Annotated in this window: 14 protein-coding genes; 10 read left to right on the top strand and 4 right to left on the bottom strand. The window is 62.1% G+C overall.

The features are described 5' to 3' along the window. Positions 1 to 242: 242 nt before the first annotated feature. Together G5168_RS10710 and G5168_RS10705 are read right to left on the bottom strand one after the other, a co-directional pair. A complete protein-coding gene (locus tag G5168_RS10710; RefSeq protein WP_421252189.1) occupies positions 243 to 4,043 on the bottom strand; it encodes a translocation/assembly module TamB domain-containing protein in 3,801 nt (1,266 codons plus the stop codon). A gap of 61 nt (positions 4,044 to 4,104) precedes the next feature. Beyond that, a complete protein-coding gene (locus G5168_RS10705) occupies positions 4,105 to 5,880 on the bottom strand; it encodes an autotransporter assembly complex protein TamA (RefSeq protein WP_005334265.1) in 1,776 nt (591 codons plus the stop codon). Positions 5,881 to 6,394: 514 nt separating this feature from the next. Here G5168_RS10705 and G5168_RS10700 point away from each other — a divergent pair. From G5168_RS10700 to mltB, 10 genes are all read left to right on the top strand, one after another. Then, positions 6,395 to 6,769 (top strand): hypothetical protein, encoded by a 375-nt coding sequence (locus tag G5168_RS10700; RefSeq protein ID WP_042052698.1) that lies wholly within the window; start codon positions 6,395 to 6,397, stop codon positions 6,767 to 6,769. 133 nt (positions 6,770 to 6,902) lie between these two features. After that, on the top strand, positions 6,903 to 7,181 hold the full coding sequence (locus G5168_RS10695) for a peptidylprolyl isomerase (protein WP_040066119.1): 279 nt from the start codon (positions 6,903 to 6,905) through the stop codon (positions 7,179 to 7,181). A gap of 179 nt (positions 7,182 to 7,360) precedes the next feature. After that, a complete protein-coding gene (locus G5168_RS10690; protein ID WP_201945503.1) occupies positions 7,361 to 8,035 on the top strand; it encodes a DUF1499 domain-containing protein in 675 nt (224 codons plus the stop codon). A 25-nt stretch (positions 8,036 to 8,060) separates the two neighbouring features. Further along, positions 8,061 to 8,642 carry a carboxymuconolactone decarboxylase family protein gene (locus G5168_RS10685; RefSeq protein WP_021231092.1) on the top strand — a complete coding sequence of 194 codons (582 nt, stop codon included), beginning with the start codon at positions 8,061 to 8,063 and terminating at the stop codon, positions 8,640 to 8,642. Continuing rightward, a complete protein-coding gene (locus G5168_RS10680) occupies positions 8,642 to 10,795 on the top strand; it encodes an FAD-dependent oxidoreductase (protein WP_421252188.1) in 2,154 nt (717 codons plus the stop codon). The genes G5168_RS10685 and G5168_RS10680 overlap by 1 nt, the downstream gene beginning before the upstream one ends. Before the next feature lie 17 nt (positions 10,796 to 10,812). Continuing rightward, the gene (locus G5168_RS10675) at positions 10,813 to 12,033 is read left to right on the top strand and encodes an ABC transporter substrate-binding protein (protein WP_421252187.1); all 1,221 of its coding nucleotides are present in this window, start codon (positions 10,813 to 10,815) and stop codon (positions 12,031 to 12,033) included. A gap of 77 nt (positions 12,034 to 12,110) precedes the next feature. Then, positions 12,111 to 13,745, top strand: coding sequence for an ABC transporter permease (locus tag G5168_RS10670; protein WP_141108850.1), 1,635 nt, complete (start codon positions 12,111 to 12,113; stop codon positions 13,743 to 13,745). Positions 13,746 to 13,768: 23 nt separating this feature from the next. After that, complete coding sequence (locus tag G5168_RS10665; protein ID WP_058056015.1) at positions 13,769 to 14,419, top strand: ATP-binding cassette domain-containing protein; 651 nt, start codon at positions 13,769 to 13,771, stop codon at positions 14,417 to 14,419. 16 nt (positions 14,420 to 14,435) lie between these two features. After that, positions 14,436 to 15,050 (top strand): CDP-alcohol phosphatidyltransferase family protein, encoded by a 615-nt coding sequence (locus G5168_RS10660; protein ID WP_421252186.1) that lies wholly within the window; start codon positions 14,436 to 14,438, stop codon positions 15,048 to 15,050. A 132-nt stretch (positions 15,051 to 15,182) separates the two neighbouring features. Continuing rightward, positions 15,183 to 16,265, top strand: coding sequence for a lytic murein transglycosylase B (mltB, locus tag G5168_RS10655; protein ID WP_058056184.1), 1,083 nt, complete (start codon positions 15,183 to 15,185; stop codon positions 16,263 to 16,265). A gap of 102 nt (positions 16,266 to 16,367) precedes the next feature. Here mltB and pgm read toward each other — a convergent pair whose 3' ends face one another. Together pgm and seqA are read right to left on the bottom strand one after the other, a co-directional pair. After that, positions 16,368 to 18,032: a phosphoglucomutase (alpha-D-glucose-1,6-bisphosphate-dependent) gene (gene pgm, locus G5168_RS10650; RefSeq protein ID WP_421252185.1), complete on the bottom strand. Its 1,665-nt coding sequence runs from the start codon at positions 18,030 to 18,032 to the stop codon at positions 16,368 to 16,370. Between the two features lie 58 nt (positions 18,033 to 18,090). Next, a complete protein-coding gene (seqA, locus tag G5168_RS10645; protein WP_180343400.1) occupies positions 18,091 to 18,600 on the bottom strand; it encodes a replication initiation negative regulator SeqA in 510 nt (169 codons plus the stop codon). Positions 18,601 to 18,860 lie beyond the last annotated feature (260 nt).

The raw sequence follows: 18,860 nt of genomic DNA, 5'->3' as shown, positions 1-18,860 counted from the left end.
CAAAGGGATCAGACTGTAAATCTGACGGCTCTGCCTTCGAAGGTTCGAATCCTTCTCCCTCCACCATCATTCAGAAAACCCGGCCTAGCGCCGGGTTTTCGCATTTCTGGTCTGCCTAGTCCGTAATTCCTCTGCCCTCCAGTCCCTTATCGCCATTTACCTGCAGCCGATCGCGCAATAAAAAAACGGGAGGCATGCGCCTCCCGTTTACGTTCATATCAGCCCTGTTACGGGATAAAGCGTTACAGAGTAAAGCGATAGAAGATATCGACCGCCTGAGCCACCCCGCTCATCGCCTGCAGATAGAGCCGTGGCAATACCTCGTAGCGCAGCTTGAATTCGGCGATGGGGCTGAAGACCCCGACCCCGTACTGGAACTGCAAGCCCGGCAGCAGATAGGCCGACAGCGTCACCTGGGTGTTGTCACCACTGCCCGCGGTATCGAGGGAGACATCGCTCATCCCGAGCGACTCGCCGATGCTCGACACCACGCCGTTGGCCTGACTCACCGCACCGGCCACCAGCAGGCCGTTGAAACCGCCATCCTCACCGCCGGTCTGCAACCCTTTGCCGCGCAGCAGATAGGAGAGCTGTTCCGACTGCGCCATCTGCGGCTCGGAGTAGACAGTGATTTCAGGCTTGCTGGCAGGGCCGGTCACCCGCACCCCGACCGTCACCTGACCTTCTATGGTATCGGGATCCCGGTTGGCCTCGATGTTGAGGAAGGGCCGATCCAGCGGACCGGAGAAGAGGATCCGCCCCTCCTTGATGATGAGGTTCTGACCATAGGCCTTGAAGCGGCCGTTGGTCAGCACCAGCTGGCCGTTGCCTGCCAGCGGTTTCTCGGGATCCTGACGGATATTGAGACCGCCGGAGACATCTGTCTTCAACCCCATGGCATCGAGCTTAACATCGTTGCCAAGGCGGATCGCCACCTTCATCGCCAGCGGCAGACTTGCCTGCTTGGGAGCAGGGGGCAGATCGTCATAGACCACAGTCACATCGTCGGAGACCGCCACCGCCGAATCCGGCAGACTCTTGACCAGAATGCGCGCCCAGGGAATATCCACCTGACCGGTAATCCGGGTCTCCTCCCCCAGCGACACCGCGATATCGGGCGAGACTCTGACCCGGCCCATGCCCGGATATTGCGCCTCCAGATCCTTACCCTGAATGGTGAGACTGCCGCTGACCGGCATCTTGGCCCAACTGAGCCAGCCGCCCAACGCCAGCGGCCCCTTGCCCACCAGCATGGAGCCATCGAGCTCGGCGCGGTTGCCCTCGATCTTGAGGCGGGTCACCAGCTTGGTCAGGGTCACCATGTCGGAGTGAGTCTGCACTTCACCGTCACGCAGGTTGAGCTGGCCAAACAGCAGGGGCGCCGCCAGGGTGCCGTCGAAGCGGGCATCGGCGGAGATGATCCCTTGCAGGGAGCGCACCTCAGGGATGAGCGGCGCAAAGGTATTAAGCTTGAGGTCGTCAAACTTGAGCTGACCGCCGAGCAGACCGCGACCGGCAGGCTCCCTGATCAGCAGATCGGTATCGATATTGCCGATCTGCTTGGAGGCAAAATCGAGGCGAATGGCCGCCTGCTGCCGCTCGAAATCCAGGGCCAGAGCCAGCTGCTGATAATCAGTCTTGAGACCATCTGCCACAAAAGTGCCCGGTGTGGTACGCACCACCGCATGCAGGGTCGGCTGATTGCCACGCCAGCTGGCGCGGCCATCGGCCGAGAGCATCGCCTGCCAGCGGAAGTTGTCAGGCAACCAGGGGCGCAGCCGCTTGAGATCAAACTCGCTCAGGGCAAACTCCAGAGTCCCCTGGGAAGCGGAAACCTGACTCCCCTTGACGCAGAGGCTGGCCCCCTGGGAGCCGAGGCAGAGATCCCCCATCGCCAGCCGCTGACGCGGCAGATCGAGATCCAGTGCCCAGGGGGAGCTCAAGTCCCAACGGCGCAGCGGGGTTTTCAGCCGCAACTCGGAGAGCGCCCCGCGCCAGTGATCCCCGCGCACGCCGCCACCCAGTTTGAGGTTGGCGGCAACAGGGTCACCCTTCATGGTCAGGGTCAACAGATGCTGACTGATATCGCCGCTGAGGTTCAGGGCCAGCTGGCTGAGCTTGGTATCCCCCTGTTTCAGCTGCGCCACCAACAACGCGAGCTCACCGGCCGGTTTGGCGCCGATCACCGCATTGCCCTTGAGACTAATGCCCTTCAGGTCGGTGCCGGCATAGTAGAGCCGGTCGGAGGCCAGATCCGCATCGATTTTTGGCGTCTGCTGATTGCCACTGACCTTCACCTGTCCCTTGATATCCCCTTTCAGGCCAGGATAGATGCCCCCCAGCTGGGGAGCCTGCAGGTTGGCATCGAGCCTCCACTGGGCGCTGCTGATACTGCCCTTGGCCTGCAACTGGTTGGGGCCACTTTGCAGCGAGAGCGCCGGGATCAGCCACTCCATCTTGTCGTTGCCGCTAAGCTCCCCCTTGAGGGCCAGCGGGTACTGGTTGAGTTTGCCATCCACCTTGAGCTTGGGCAGTTTCAGCTCCCAGTGGCCCGCTTCGTTCATCACGAAACGGCTCTCCAGCTCACCGGCCAGCGTCCCTTTCAGCTCGGGCAGCAGCTCGGCCGGATTGATCCCCTTGAACATGGTGGTTCCCTGCCACTCGATCCCCTTGTTCCAGGCGAGCTTGCCATCGAGCTTGAGCTCCCCCTTGAGGGCATTGAGCTGCAAGGCGATCTTGCTGAGCCGCTCCAGATCCCCCTTCCCGTCCAGCGCAAGCTTGAAGGGGGGCACATCGGTCCCCTTGCCGGAGGTATTGAGGGCAAACTGGTAGCCGGAGAGCTTGCCCTTGGCAGTCAGGCTCCCTTTGTCCAGCCGATAGCTCGGCTCATCTTTGGCAGGCTTATGAAATGGCCAGCCGAGGCTCTTCCAGTCGAGGGCCAGATCAAAAGGGAGATCCGGGTCGAGGGCGGCCAGCGAGCCCCTGAGATTGGCGGCGACCGGCCCCTTGGCCGACAACGCCAACCCCAGCTTGCCGACCGAACCGCTCAGCGCCAGCGTGGCCTGCTCCCCTTGCAGCTCGCCATCCAGCAGTCCCTTGCGGGCCTTGGCATCCAGCGTCACCGCCAGCGGGTAGTCATCACTTAGCTGAATGTGGCCATTGAGCGCCAGATCGGCCATGGCGTGGCGCAGCGAGAGCTCGCGCACCTCGATGCGATCGTCGGCAGCAGTGGCCGACAGCAGCAACCTGTCGAGCCCTTCGATCAACTCGCCCTGCTTATATTGCACCCGGGTCGCGCTGACCCCTTCCAGCTTGATGGGGAAAGGAAGATGAATGGCGGGCAGGAGAATGGGGGCAGCCTTTGCCGTATTTGCAGCTGGCGCCCCTTTGCCCTGTTTGGCTGTCTCGGCGCTGGCCTTGTCGTTGCGCGCCACCGCAGCACCGGCTTGCTTCTCGTTAGCGGCTGGCTGCTTGGCAGATTTGGCTGCGCTGGCGGGTGCCGCGTCATCCAGCGTCACCGTCAGGTTATCAAGCACCGGGCCGCGTACAATCAGCCCCTTGCGGTTGAGGGTGGCGCCGATATCGAGGGACCCCAGGGTCACGGCAACACCGGGCACCGCCAGATCGAGATCGGCCACCTTGAGGCTGTCGACCTGAATTTTGAGTGGCAGCGGGCGCCAGACAAAGGGTTCGGAAGGCTCTTCCGGTGCAGGCTCCGAGTCGGCCACCTTCACCACCGGATGAGTCACTTCAAGCGATTTGATCCAGAGTTTGCCCTGCAGCAACTTGCCGAGATCCCAGTCGAGCACGGCGCGATCCACCGTGACATCCACCAGCTCATCCTGCCAGCCCACCCCTTCCAGGGTCCAGCCATAGCCAAGCTGACCGGCCACCAGCTCCCCCTTGAGAGAAGGCAGCGCCCCCTTGGCCTGTTGCCACAACCACTTGTTGCCCTGATGGGTAAAGCCCAGCAGGCTGACGCCGATGAGCAGCAGGAACACCAGCCCCATCAGCCAGAGAAAGATGCGTTTTAGCCAGATCACAATGCAGACCCCCGCGCAAGATACAGCCGCAGCGGCCAAAGAAAAAAGCGTTTAGACAACATCATAATTCAGGCCCCAATGCGAAATGCAGCCGCAAGGGCTTGTCCTCCTCCGATACCCCGACCGCCAGATCCAGCCTGACCTGACCGATGGGGGTGACCCAGCGCACACCGACGCCGGTACCTATTTTCCAGGGCTCGCTGTAATCGGTGGTGGAGGTACCGCCATCCACAAACATGGCCCCCAGCCACTTCTCGCTGAAGCGGTAGTTGTATTCCAGACTGGCCACGCTGGTGTAGCGGCCACCGGTCAGCTTGCCATCCGGCCCGGTGGGGGAGATGCTCTCGTAACCAAAGCCGCGCACTGTCTGATCGCCACCGGTAAAGAAGCGCAAAGACGGCGGCACCAGCGAGAAGCTGTCACCTATAATGGCCCCCTGCTCTGCCCGCATCAGGAATCTGTGGTTATCGCCGAGGGTACGCAGCCACTTGCTGCGCCCCCACACCCGCATAAAGCTGATGTCGGAACCCCATCTGGGATCGGAGAACTCCAGCGTCAGCTGCTGGCGATCCCCCCAATCGGGCACCAGGGTGCCGCGCACCCGCAGTCGGGACCAGGAGACCCCGGGGATCAGCAGCAAGCTGTTCCCCTCGTCGGCGCCCTGGGTATAGATCTCGTTCTCCAGGCGGATAAAGACGTCCCGATCCCAGCTCTCCGGCCGCCGCGTCCAGCGGTGCACACCGATGGTAGTGAGATCGGAGCGGGTATCGTTGTTGTCCTTGTACTGGTAGCCGGTCTGGATGGAGTAGTAGTCCCGCAGCGGGTTGCCCACCGGGATCTGATAGTCGAAGCTGAGCTCTGCCTCCGGCGCCGACACCTTGGCGGTGGCAAACAGGCGGTGGCCGTAGCGGTTGACCCAGGGCTTCTCCCAGGTGGCACTCATCCGCGGCCCTACGTCGGTGGCATAACCGATACCGGTCTCGATTTCGTGATCGACCCGGTTATCCAGCGTCACCGCGATGGGCACCCGATAGTTGCTCGCCTCGCTCAATACCGGCTTGATATCGACCTGACGGAACAGCTTGGTGGAGGAGACATCCTGCGACATCTCGGCCAGACGGATGGCAAGATAGGGATCGCCGCTCTTGATGTTGATAAGCGGGCGAATAAGGTGAAGCGCTTCGGGGGTGGCATCGTAGCGGATCTCGCCAAAACGGTAGCGATGGCCCGATTCGAACAGAATAAAGATCTCCGCCGTCCCCTTGTCCGGGAACACCTTGACCTGACTCTTGCTCAGCTTGGCATCAAAGTAACCGCGGGCCAGCCCGAGGCTGCCCAGATCCGCCTTGATGGATTCATATTTGGCGTGATTGAGGGGCTCCCCCTCTTTGAGGGGCAACTTGTCCAGCAGGGCGCTGTAAAGCTCGTCGCTGCCCGCATCCCCCTCCAGCAGAATATCGAGGCGGGAGACGATGACCGGCTCCCCCTTGTCCACCTCAATCACCACTTTGGACGGGGTTTTCTTGTCGCGACTCAGGGTGATTTTCGGCTGGTAGTAGCCATAAACCTGCAGCGCCTTTTGCACGCTCTCGGTAATTTTTGCACGGGCCGGGCGGTATTGCCGCTCCTGATAGACCGGCAGGGCATTGAGGTAGGCTTCAACGTTATCCTTGTTCTCCCCTTTCAACCCCTTGACCTGATAGGTGAGCTTGGCGGCAAACGCGGGCGAAGCCAGCAGCGACAGCAACAGGCCCACACCCAGTACCCGCAGGCCGCGGCGAAACGCAGGGCCGGACAGTGAACGCCCTGCCAGCAGGGATGAAATGCATCCTGTCAAAGGTCAATATTCCTGAATCTGTGGTGAAGGAAACCAGCGCCCTTTCGGGCCAACCCCGAATGCGGCGCAGCACGCCATGCCGTGCATGGCCGTGACACAAAAATGCGCGCCAGAAAAATGGCGAACCTTATCCTAACATAGGCATCGGCCAGCGACAGCGCGGCGCCATTGGCAAATTCACCATATCTTTTAAGAGGTTGACCACAAATCACACATTTTGCTGGCAATGACGCCGCCCGCTTTCCCGATGGAAGCGAATTGATCTGCCCTGAATAAGGCTCACCCCACCATCAGGCACCATTTGTCACCTCTCCTCCTCTCTTTGCAACCAGAAACCCACCACGACAGAGTTTGTCGGCATAGCCCCACCCTCACCGTTTAACAGGCCCGGCACACGCCAAAGCCCGCCGTAGCGGATGATTAAGAATTGCTCGTTCAGCACAATCGAATTATCCCGCTGCCTTTGCGAACGTCCCTCCCTCACACTTGAACCATCAACTGAAGGAGACACATCATGCATGCACGTAGCGAACAGATGGCTGACTATATTGCCGATCGTCTCGAGTTCATCACCTTCCTCGCCTGTTGCAGCGCCCTGCTGGCCCTGCTGACCGGCATGAGTGGCCAGCAGGCGCTGGCCTTTACCGCCCTGAACCTGCCGTTTGGCCTCGGCATTTTGCTGGCGATGGCGCTGCTGGCCCCCCTGCCCGTCCACTTGCGGCTGCCGGGCATCACCTTGCTGCTGGCAGGTTGCGCCCTGATGACCCTGCAACTGGGGGGTGAATGGCTCAATCCGCTGGCCATCTGGAGCCTCTACGCCCTGCTCGGGCTGGAGATCATCTGGCAAGCGCGCCCCCGCGCCATGCTGGCCACCCGCGCTCGCCAATAACAGGGCTGACGAGCGCCGGTAAATGGCGGGCTGTGATGGCTGACGCCGGTGGCAAATTGGGGTACTCTTGCGCCCCGATTTGCTACCACCCTTGGCGTTAACAACCTTCGCCATCACTCCCAGGAGCGCCCCGATGAAAAAAGCCTGTGCCCAGCACATTCTGGTCAAGACCGAAAAACAGTGTCTGGAGATCAAGGAGAAGATCGAGAAGGGAGCCGACTTCGGCCAGATGGCCAAGCGCTTCTCTACCTGTCCCTCAGGCAAGCGTTTTGGCGATTTGGGAGAATTTTCCAAGGGAGATATGGTGAAAGCATTTGACGATGCCGTCTTCAAGGGTGAACTGCTCAAGGTGCTGGGGCCGGTGCGCACCAAGTTCGGCTTTCATCTGATCAAAGTGCTCTATCGCAACTAAGTCATCGCAACTGACCATCTTCTCGGTGAAGCTCACCTCAGGCGGGCTTCACCGACCTCTGCATCTCCCTCGCAAAACTGACCAAAACCACGCCAAACTCTCATCAATTTACTAACGTTATCAGGTAATTAAGTTTATCCTTCTCGGCATTGTCCACATTCGACGATGGATCCCGTGCTATGCCCCGCTCTTGCTTGTGGCCCCTGCTGGCCTGGTTACTCCCGCTCGCTGGCGCCCTCGGCAGCCGCTTTCATCTCTGGCCCTGGTGGATCGGTTTTGCGATCTGTCTCGTCGGAGCCCTTGTCTCCCTGATCTTGCTGGTGCGCCTGCCCTGGAGCCGCAACCGCTTCGCCAGCGGCCTTGGCGTCTTGCCACTGCTGCTGCCGCTGACATTTGTGGCACAGGCGCTGCGCATGCCGCTGATCAACGATGTGAGCACAGATCCCTACAATCCCCCCCAGCTACGCTGGGCGGCAGAGCTCAGAACAGCGCAGGAGCTGCCAATTAATAACGCCCCGCTGAAAGCATTTGAAAGAAATCCCGGTCCTCTCTTTACCCATACTGCCCCCGAAGAGGTGGTTATTGAGGCTGAGGAGCTGATGCAGGAGCTGGGCTGGCAGGTACGACCCAGCCCCGACGGTCTGGATGCAGTGGTTACCACCGGCTGGTTCGGCTTTCAGGATGATGTGGCGCTGCGGGTCTTTGCCGGCCCCAAAGAGACCCGCATCGATATGCGATCAGCCTCCCGTCAGGGGCAAAGCGATCTGGGCACCAACCGGGCGCGGATCGAGGATTTCCTGACCCGCCTGAACGAGCGCCTCGGCCAGGCCTACAAACCCAATTTGAAACCGTAAGAGTGAAACAACAAGAAGGTAACTGATGCGCGTTGAGGTCAAACCCGACCGGGAATATGCCTGGTTTATCCGCCCCTTTTTCTGGCTGCAAAAGCGCAACTATGGTCAGGTGCTTATTCCGGGCAAGTGCTGGGGCCGCTCGCCGCGCCTCTTTGCCGCCGTCGCCACCCTCTATGGCGTCATCAACCGCAAGCGCTCCCCCATAGATCCCGTGCTGCGCTCGCTGGTGACGGTGCGGGTCTCCCAGCTCAACTGGTGCCGTTTTTGCGTCGACATCAACGCCATGACCTTGGTAAAGAGAGCCGGTTCCAGCGAGAAAGTGGAGGCGCTGGCCAACTGGCGCGAAAGCCCCTTGTTTGACGAGCGGGAAAAAGCGGTGCTCGACTATACCGAAGCGATGACTGGCCTCGATGGGGTCAGCGATGAGCAGGCCGCCCGCCTCAAGCCCTGGTTTGACGACGACGCCATGGTGGAGCTGACCGGCCTCATCGCCTTCCAGAACATGTCGGCCAAGTTCAACGCCGCCCTCGATATCGCCCCGCAGGGCTTCTGCCAGCTGCCGGTGCAACCGGAACGCCCTGCCCAGCCAGACAGCAAGGACGCCTGATGAACCGGACCCGCCTGCTGCTTGCACTGGTGATGGGGAGCCTTATCGGCACCTTTTTTGCCCTCGATCTTGGCCGTTACCTCACTCTGGACGCCTTGCAGGCCCAGCAGGCGGCAGTGGCGCAATGGGTCGACGGCCACTTTGTCTCGGCCAGCCTGCTGTTCGTGCTTATCTATGTGCTGAGCACCGCCCTCTCCCTACCCGGCGCCAGCTTGCTCACACTGGGTGGCAGCGCTGTGTTCGGCGTCGGCTGGGGGCTACTGCTGGTCTCTTTCGCCAGCACCCTAGGCGCAACCCTGGCTTTTCTCAGCGCCCGCTTTCTGCTGCGCGACTGGGTCGAGCGGCGCTTTGGCGACAAGCTGGCCACCTTTCAGTCCGGCATGGCGAAGGAGGGGGCCTTCTATCTGCTTAGCCTGCGCCTCATCCCCATCTTCCCCTTCTTTTTGGTCAATCTGCTGATGGGGCTCACCCCCATCAGAGTCAGCACCTACTACTGGGTCAGCCAGCTTGGCATGCTGCCCGGCACCTTCGTCTATGTGCTGGCGGGCAGCGAGCTTGGCCAGTTAACCAGCACCGGCAATATCCTCTCCCCCGGCCTGATGGTCGCGTTGACCCTGCTGGGGCTGATGCCCTGGCTGGTCAAGAAATTGACCGACAAGCTCGCGCTGCGCCGCTTGCTCTCCCCCTACCGCAAACCCGCTCGCTACGACTACAACCTGCTGGTGATCGGTGCCGGTGCAGGTGGGCTGGTCACCAGCTATATCGCGGCAGCGGTGAAGGCCAAGGTGGCGCTCATCGAGAAACACAAGATGGGGGGCGATTGCCTCAACAGCGGCTGTGTCCCCTCCAAGGCATTGATCCGAAGCGCCCGCTTTGCCGCAGAGCAGCGTAAAGCCGACGAGCTGGGCTTTAGCCCAAGCCACTCCCGCGCCGATTTTGCCGCCGTGATGGAGCGGGTGGCTGAGGTTATCAAGGAGGTCGAGCCCCACGACTCCATAGAGCGCTATCAGGGGCTTGGAGTGGAATGCATCGAAGGGGAGGCGCGGCTGGTCTCTCCCTGGGAGGTGGAGGTTAACGGCCAGCGCCTTGCCAGCCGCCATATCGTTATCGCCACCGGCGCCCGGCCGCTGGTGCCCAAGCTGCCGGGGCTGGATCAGGTGCCTTACCTCACCTCGGATAGCCTCTGGCAACTGCGCACCCCGCCGCGCCGCCTACTGGTGCTGGGCGGTGGCCCTATCGGCTGCGAGCTGGCCCAGAGCTTCGCCCTGCTCGGCATTCCCGTGACCTTGGTGGAACTCTCGGAGCAACTGCTGCCCCGCGAAGATCGAGCGGTCGCCGATGCGCTGGCCGCGCAGATGAGCCGCGATGGCGTGCAGCTACTCACCGGCTGGCGCGCCGAACGAGCCGACTATCTGCCCGCAACCGAGGGGGATCTGCCCATCCGGCTGCAACTGCGCCGGGGCGATGAGACACAGGTGGTGGAAGGGGATCAACTGCTGCTGGCACTGGGTCGGATCGCCAATGTGAGCGGCTTCGGGCTCGAAGAGTTGGGAGTCGAGCTTGCCCCCCGCGGCACCATAGCGGTCGATGGCTTCCTCGCCACCAACTTCCCCAGCATACTGGCGGTGGGAGACGTAGCGGGCCCTTACCAGTTCACCCACTTCGCCGCCCATCAGGCCTGGTATGCGGCGGTCAATGCCCTGTTTGGCCAGTTCAAACGCTTTCGGGCCGACTATCGGGTCATTCCGGCGGCCACCTACACCATGCCGGAGATTGCCCGGGTCGGCCTCAATCGCAAGGAGGCCGAGGCGCAGGGGATTCCCTTCGAGGCGACCCGCTTCGAGCTGGCTGAGCTGGACAGAGCCATTGCCGATGGGGAGCGCCACGGTTTTGTCGAGGTGCTGACCGTGCCGGGCAAGGATACTATCCTTGGCGCCACCATAGTGGGCACTCACGCCGGTGAACGGATCGCCGAATTTGTGCTCGCCATGCGTCACCGCCTCGGTCTTGGCAAGATCCTCGGCACCATTCACGCCTACCCCACCCTGATGGAGGGGAACAAATATGTGGCGGGTGAATGGAAACGGGCCCACCAGCCCACCCGGGTGCTGGCGTTGCTGGCCCGTTATCACCGCTGGCGCCGTGGCGCCTGACAATCAGGGAAACGTTTATGCTCAAGCCATTCTCACTGCTCGGCTCACACCTCAACTCGCACCGCAACTCTTGGCTCAAACAGCGGCTAAACGCCCTGCTGTGCGCCCTGCCACTGCTGGCCAGCGGCCCGCTGTTAGCCACTCCTGCTGACAACTGGCAACGGACCCTTGAGGAGGCGAAGGGGCAGACCGTCTACTTCAACGCCTGGGGCGGCAGCCCGGAGATCAACGCCTATCTGGTGTGGGCCGGGCAGGAGCTGGCGCGCGACTATCAGGTCAAGCTGGTGCAGGTGAAGGTGGATGACATTGCCCAGAGCGTCAGCCAGCTGCTGGCCAACAAGCAGGCGGGCAAGCAGGCTGGCGGCCCCATCGATCTGCTCTGGGTCAACGGCGAGAACTTCAAGGCGCTCAAGGAGCAGGGGCTGCTCGGCGCTCCCTTTACCACCGAGCTGCCCAACATGGCACTGGTCGACAGCAGCCTGCCGGTGAGTGAGGACTTCACCCTGCCGGTTGAAGGGCTGGAAGCCCCCTGGGGCATCGGCCAGCTCAATCTGATGGTCGACACCGAAGAGGTCGCCAGAGCGCCCACCTCGGCAGCAGCCCTGCTGGCGTGGGCCAAGGCCCATCCCGGTCGCTTCACCTATCCCAAGCCGCCCCAGTTTCATGGCTCCAGCTTTCTCAAACAGATCTTGCTGGAGTTGACCCCGGATCCCGCCCCCCTCTATCGGGAGGCGACCGAGAGCGACTTTGCCAAGCTCACCGCCCCGCTCTGGGTCTGGCTCGATGAGTTGCACCCGGCGCTCTGGCGCAAGGGCAAACTGTTCCCCACCAGCGCCGCCGAAACCCGCCAACTGCTCGATGATGGCGAACTGGCCATGGCCATCAGCTTCAATCCGCAGGAGGCGCAAAGTGCCGCCCAGATTGGCGCCCTGCCCCCCAGCGTGGAGGCGGTCGCCATGAGCAAAGGCGCGCTCACCAACAGCCACTTTCTCGCCATCCCCTTTAACGCCAACGCCCGCGCGGGGGCCAAGGTGGTGGCCAACTTCCTGCTGAGCCCGGCGGCGCAGGCGCGCAAGGCCAATCCGGCCTTCTGGGGTGATCCCAGCGTGCTGCGGGCCGATGTGCTGCCTGACTCCGCCAAAGGGCAACCGGCGCTGCGCTTCAAAGCGGTGGCCGAACCTCACCCCAGCTGGCAGCTCAAACTGGAAGCGGCCTGGGCCGAGCGTTACGGTCACTGATGAGTGCCGCTGGTCACCCGCTTTCCCGCTCCCGACCGTGGCGCCGGTTGACACGCCACCCCATTATGAGTATTGGGATGGCGGTCATTTATCTGGCGATCTTCGTCATCCCTCTGCTGGCGGGGCTGTGGCAACTGCTGATGGAGGGGATGACCACCTCTCATCTTGCCTTGCTGCTGGCCCAGCCTGGCCTGTGGCACTCCGCTGCGCTGAGCCTGTGGATTGGCGCCGCCTCGACCCTCGGTAGCCTGCTGTTGACCGCCCTGCTGCTGGCCCACAGCAACAGCCGGGCTTTCGGGCTGCTCCGTCGCCTGCTCTCGCCCATGCTGGCCATGCCCCACGTCGCCTTTGCCATCGGCTTTGCCTTTCTGCTCGCCCCCTCTGGCTGGCTGCTGCGGCTCGTCTCGCCAGCGCTGACGGGGTTTGATTTCCCCCCCGATTGGCAGACCATCCGCGACCCTTGGGGGCTCGGGCTGATTGCACTGCTCGTTTTCAAGGAGACCCCCTTTTTGCTGCTGATGGCGATGGCCGCGCAGCAACCCATCCTGCTGGCACGCCAGCAGTGGCTAGGGGCGAGCCTCGGTTTTAGCGCCCCCCAGACCTGGTGGCGCCTGCTGCTGCCGGCGCTCTGGCCTGCCCTGCGCCTGCCCATCTATGCGGTGGCGGCCTACGGTGTGGCGGTGGTGGATCTCGCCCAACTGCTCGGGCCCGATGCCCCCGCCCCGCTGGCGGTGCGGTTGTGGCTCTGGTATCAGGACCCGGATCTGCTCTGGCGCGGCGCCACCGCCAGCGGCGCCCTGCTGCTGCTAGCCATCACCGCGCTGTTGATCGCCCTGCTCAGATTACTGGAGTGGTGTCATCAAGAGGTGGGCAAAGGCTGCTGGCTCGATGGCAAACGGTCGGCGCCCCATTCCTTTGCCAACCGGCTCGCAGCGGGCTTTGCATTCACTCTGATCACCCTCAATCTGGCGGTGCTGGCGGCCCTGCTGCTCTGGTCGCTGGCGCGCCGCTGGCCCTTTCCCGCCCTCTGGCCCAGCCAGTGGAGCGGCCGCTATTGGCTCGAACTGCTGCCGACTCTATCGCCGCTGCTGACAACCAGCGCACTGCTGGCGCTGGCGAGCGGGATCCTTGCACTGGTGATGACGGTGCTGAGTCTGGAGGCACAAGCCGGCCGCCGCCCCTGGCCGCTCTGGCTTATCTGCCTGCCGCTGTTGCTGCCGCAGGCGAGCCTGCTGTTTGGCATCCGGCTCGGGCTGGACTGGCTTGCACATGACTCGATAAGCAGCGGCATTGGCTGGGGCTGGGTGCTCTGGAGCCAGCTGCTGTTTGTCTTTCCCTATGCCTATTTGTGTCTGCACGGCCCCTATCGCCAGTTCGATCCACGGATCACCCAGAGCGCCCTGCTGCTGGGGGCAACGCCATGGCGAGCCTGGTGGCAAGTGAAAGCGCCGCTGCTGGCGCGCCCGCTGCTGTTTGCCTTCGGCGTCGGGGCGGCGGTGAGTCTGGCCCAGTATCTGCCGACCCTGCTCTTTGGCGCAGGCAGAGTGGTCACCATCACCACCGAAGCGGTGGCCATCGGCAGCGGCCTCAATCGGCGGCTGGCGGGTCTATACGGCCTGCTGCAACTGCTGTTGCCACTCATTATCTACCTGCTGGCACTCTGGCTGCCGGCGCGGATCAATCCGGCGCTCAAGGGGGGCGGCTCACGATGAACTCTGATGATGGAAACAGCCATATGCTGAGCACCACGCCTCTTCGACTTTACCTTGATGAAAATCTGCTGCTTTCGCTCCCTGCCCTGCAGGTGGCCCCCGGCGAGGTATTGACCCTGATGGGGCCGAGCGGTTGCGGTAAAAGTTCCCTACTGGCAGGGCTGGCCGGAGTACTGCCGGGCGCGCAGACAGAAAATGGCCCGATCCGGCTTGAGGGGGAGATAAGGCTCGGCGAGCGGCCACTCAACACCTTGCCTGCGCAAGCGAGGCGCATCGGCATGCTGTTTCAGGATGACCTGCTGTTCGACCATTTGACGGTGGCGGAGAACCTGATGTTCGGTATGCCTGCGACCATCAAGGGAAAACACGCACGGCGGGAAAAGGCACTGACCGCATTGGCACAAGTCGCGCTGGCGGATCAGGCTGACAAGCTGCCGCAGTTGCTGTCAGGGGGTCAGCGGGCGCGGGTCAGTCTGCTGCGGGCGCTGTTGGCGGAACCCGACGCCCTGCTGCTGGACGAGCCCTTCTCCCGCCTCGACAAGCCGCTGCGGGCCGCCTTTCGCCAGCTGGTGTTCGCCCAGATCAAGGCGCTGGCCATTCCCGCCATTCTGGTGACCCACGATGCGGAAGACGCGCCGGGCACCATACTCAACCTCACCGAATGCCACTGTTAACCGAGGAGTGTTCACCTTGTTTGATCGCCATCTGATCCCCGTGATCCGCAGCCCCCTCACCCAGCTTGCCAAGCCGCTCTGTCGCGCCAGGATCAGTGCCAATCAGGTGAGCCTCACCGGCTTTGCCATCGGCATGCTGGCGCTGCCGCTGCTGGCCTTTGGCTGTTATTCATGGGCGCTTGTGGCCATCCTGCTCAACCGGCTGCTGGACGGGCTCGACGGCGCCGTGGCACGGGAAACCGGCATCACCGACTGCGGCGGCTTTCTCGACATCACGCTGGATTTTATCTTCTACGCCGCCGTGGTGCTGGGCTTTGCCCTCGCCGCCCCTGCCAATGCGCTGCCCGCCGCCACCCTGCTGTTTGCCTTTATGGGCACCGGCTCGAGCTTTCTGGCGTTTGCCATCATGGCGGGCAAGCGGGGGATCGACAATCCGGTCTACCACCACAAATCCCTCTACTATCTGGGCGGCCTCACCGAGGGGAGCGAGACCATCGCCCTCTTTGTGCTGATGTGCCTGTGGCCCGCCGCCTTCGCCCCGCTCGCCTACGGCTTTGCCCTGCTCTGCGCCATCACCACCCTGACCCGACTCTGGAGCGGCTACCACACCCTGCGTCCCCCCCAGCCCTAAACAGCACAGCCCTCACCGGAGGGCTAATCCATCGCACGATGAAGTGGCGGCAAACAAGGCGCACGGAACACTTGCACGGGGATGACAATGTTTTACCATTGCGACACTTTTATCAGTCTCTTTGAGAACCCTATGCGTCGCCTTGCCTCTCTTCTCACTCTGTCATTATTCCCCCTGCTCGGTGGCTGCAGCAGCGCCCCCGCGCCAAAACCCGTGGTCGTCCCCCAACCCAAGAGCGCCTTTATCAATCAGGCGCCATCGAGCAAACCCGTTTATACACAAGGGGTTAGCAAGGGGGACTTCGCCAATCGCCCCAACGTGGACCGGTTCGTCCAGAAAATGGTCGAGAAGCACGGTTTTGACAACGCCCAGCTGCATCAGGTGCTGGCACAGGCAGAGCGTTACGACTGGATCATCCGCCTGATGGATGCCCAGGCACCGACCACCGCCAAACCCACCGGCCCGACCGGTGCCTGGAACCGCTATCGCGCCAAGTTCATCACCCCCGACAACGTACAGAACGGCGTCAACTTCTGGCGTGAATACGCAAGCGAGCTGAACCGGGCGGAGCAGATCTACGGGGTGCCGCCGGAGATCATCGTCGGCATTATCGGGGTCGAGACCCGCTGGGGCCGAGTGATGGGCAAGACCCGCATTCTGGATGCACTGGCCACGCTGGCGTTTGATTACCCGCGCCGGGCCGAGTTCTTCACGAGCGAATTGGAAGCCTTCCTGGTGATGACCCGCGATGAGGGGATGGATCCCACCGAACCCAAGGGCTCCTATGCGGGCGCCATGGGCTACGGCCAGTTTATGCCCTCCAGCTTCCAGCGCTATGCGGTGGACTTTGACGGCAACGGCCACACCAACCTGTGGGACCCGGTGGATGCCATCGGCAGCGTCGCCAACTACTTCAAGGCCCACGGCTGGGAGAAAGGCCAACCGGTTGCGGTGCGCGGTCAGGGCCAACTGCCCGGCTATGAGCATGGCTTTCAGACCCGCTACCCGGTCGCCACCCTGCGCCGCGCGGGGCTGACGCCCACCAGCACCCTCGGCAACCACAGCGAGTCGAGCCTGCTGCGCCTCGATGTGGGCACCGGCTACCAATACTGGTACGGCCTGCCCAACTTCTACACCATCACCCGCTACAACCACAGCACCCACTACGCCATGGCGGTGTGGCAGCTGGGTCTGGCGGTGAAGGCAGCACGCTGACAACTCGCTGGCATAAAACAGACAATGAAAAAGGAGCCATCATGGCTCCTTTGTTATATCCAACGTTCAACCCCATCAGGGGCTCAAGGGTGGCTACCTGTTTTAGACGCCTGCTTTGGCCAGCGCAGCAGAGACGATCTGCTGGGCCTCTTGCTGGATGAGGTCGAGGTGCGCGTCGCCCTTGAAGCTCTCCATATAGATCTTGTAGATGGACTCGGTGCCGGAGGGGCGCGCCGCGAACCAGCCGTTCTCGGTGACAACCTTGAGACCACCGATGGCGGCATCGTTGCCCGGCGCCTTGGTCAGCTTGGCGATGATGGGCTCACCCGCCAGGGTGGAGGCTTCTACCAGTGCCGGATCCAGCTTGGAGAGCACCGCTTTCTGGGCGCTGTTGGCCGGGGCGTCGATACGGCGATAGCTGGAGCGGCCGAATTTCGCCTCCAGTGCGTCGTAGTGAGCCTGCGGATCCTTGCCGGTCACCGCCAGAATTTCCACCGCCAGCAGCGCCAGAATGAAACCATCCTTGTCGGTGGTCCAGACGGTGCCATCTTTGCGCAGGAAGGAGGCGCCCGCGCTCTCCTCGCCGCCAAAGCCGAACTCGCCGCTGTAGAGGCCATCCACGAACCACTTGAAGCCGACCGGCACCTCTTTCAGGGTGCGGCCAATCTCGCCAGCAACCCGGTCGATCATGGAAGAGGAGACCAGCGTCTTGCCAACGGCTGCATCGGCAGACCAGCCGGTGCGATGGGTAAACAGATACTGGATCGCCACCGCCAGATAGTGGTTCGGGTTCATCAGGCCGGACTTGGTGACGATACCGTGACGGTCGTAGTCAGGGTCGTTGCCAAGGGCGATGTCGAACTTGTCTTTAAGGGCAATCAGGCTCGCCATGGCGAACGGGCTGGAGCAGTCCATCCGGATCTTGCCGTCTTTATCCAGGGTCATGAAGGAGAAGGTCGGGTCGACCTTGTAGTTCACCACCTCGATGTTCAGGCCGTAGGTCTTGGCGATAACGTCCCAGTAAGCAACGCCGGAGCCGCCCAGCGGATCGACACCGATCTTGATACCCGCGTTCTTGATGGCGTCCATGTCCAGCACGTTCTTCAGATCATCCACATAGGGGGTGACATAGTCGTGCTCGACCACGAACGGGCTCTTGAGGGCCTCGGCGAACGGCATCCGTTTCACGCCGGCCAGACCTGCTTCCAGAATGGCGTTGGCGCGGTCCTCCACCCACTTGGTGATCTCCCCTTCGGCAGGGCCACCATGGGGCGGGTTGTACTTGAAGCCACCATCTTCCGGCGGGTTGTGGGACGGCGTGATCACCACGCCGTCGGCACGGGCAACAGGCTTGCTGGCCCCTTCTTTGCCAGAGTTGTAGCGCAAGATGGCGTGAGAGATGACCGGGGTCGGGGTAAAACCGAGGCCAGCCTGAATGCGGGTCTCGACGCCGTTGGCCGCCAGCACTTCGACGGCGCTGGCAAAAGCGGATTCGGACAGGGCGTGGGTATCCATACCGACAAACAGCGGGCCAGTGATGCCGGCCTGCTGGCGATACTCCACCAGGGCCTGGGTCACCGCCAGAATATGGGATTCGGTAAAGGCGCTGTGCAAGGCACTGCCACGGTGGCCGGAGGTACCGAAGGCAACTCGCTGCTCGGGGCGGCTCATGTCCGGCTTGTTGAGGTAGTAGGCGCTGACCAGACGGGGGATGTTGGTCAGATCGCTTAAACGGGCCGGTTGACCGGCGTGGGAATGCTGAGCCATGGCGTTTTCCTTGCGTAATGGCGGCCTTGCCGGGCAAGGCCTGAGTCTTGAAGAATCGTTAAATGGCGCCACACACCTGCGCGATCACCTCTTCGCCATAGCCCATGCTGGCCATCAGCTGGGCCACCATGTTCTGCTTGCGGCTGGTGTTGGTGTTGGTGATCACCCAGAACGGGGTCTCCGGTACCGGCTTGGGCTTGGTGGTGCTGCCACTGGCGCGCAGAGCCTCGGGATCCTGCGAGAAATAGACGCGCTTGCGCCCCTTGATTTCGGTGGCCTGGGTAAAACCTTCCGGGTTATCCCGGTAGAGGGTACTCAGCACCAGCATAAAGCGGTTGATGGACTTCTCTTCCTTTTGCAGCTCACCGGAATCGAGCAGGGCTTGCAGCCCTTGCCGGGTGGCTACCGCACTGGGCTGCGCGACGGCAACAGGCTCAGCAACCGGCACACCTTGGTGAGCAGGCTGTTCCAGCAGACGGCGCAGGATATCGGAGGCACTTTCACCAATGTGCCGGGTCTGGCTGGCGATATAGAAGTAGAGATCGTCATCAAGCTCGATGGTTTTCATAGGGATGCGCTGGACTCGTCGAAATTCGGATGCGGCGATTATACATAGGCAAACCCGACAGCCCAAGCAAGGGGCTGGCAGATGTACATGAATCTCATCGAGAATACGGCATAATAGCGGGCCAAGTGTGTGATCAGCCGCACTGATAGCCAATCCGGACAGGATTTTTTAGAAAAAAAACCACATAAAATCCCAATCCATTGGACGAAATCCTTTTCTTTCCAGTGCGTTAAATAAAACAGCGATACGCACCCACGACC

It is taken from the genome of Aeromonas sp. 600724 (assembly GCF_049175135.1).
GTDB lineage: Bacteria > Pseudomonadota > Gammaproteobacteria > Enterobacterales > Aeromonadaceae > Aeromonas > Aeromonas veronii_A.
Note: the sequence above shows the minus strand (reverse complement) of the source record. Positions and strands in the feature narration are given on the sequence as shown.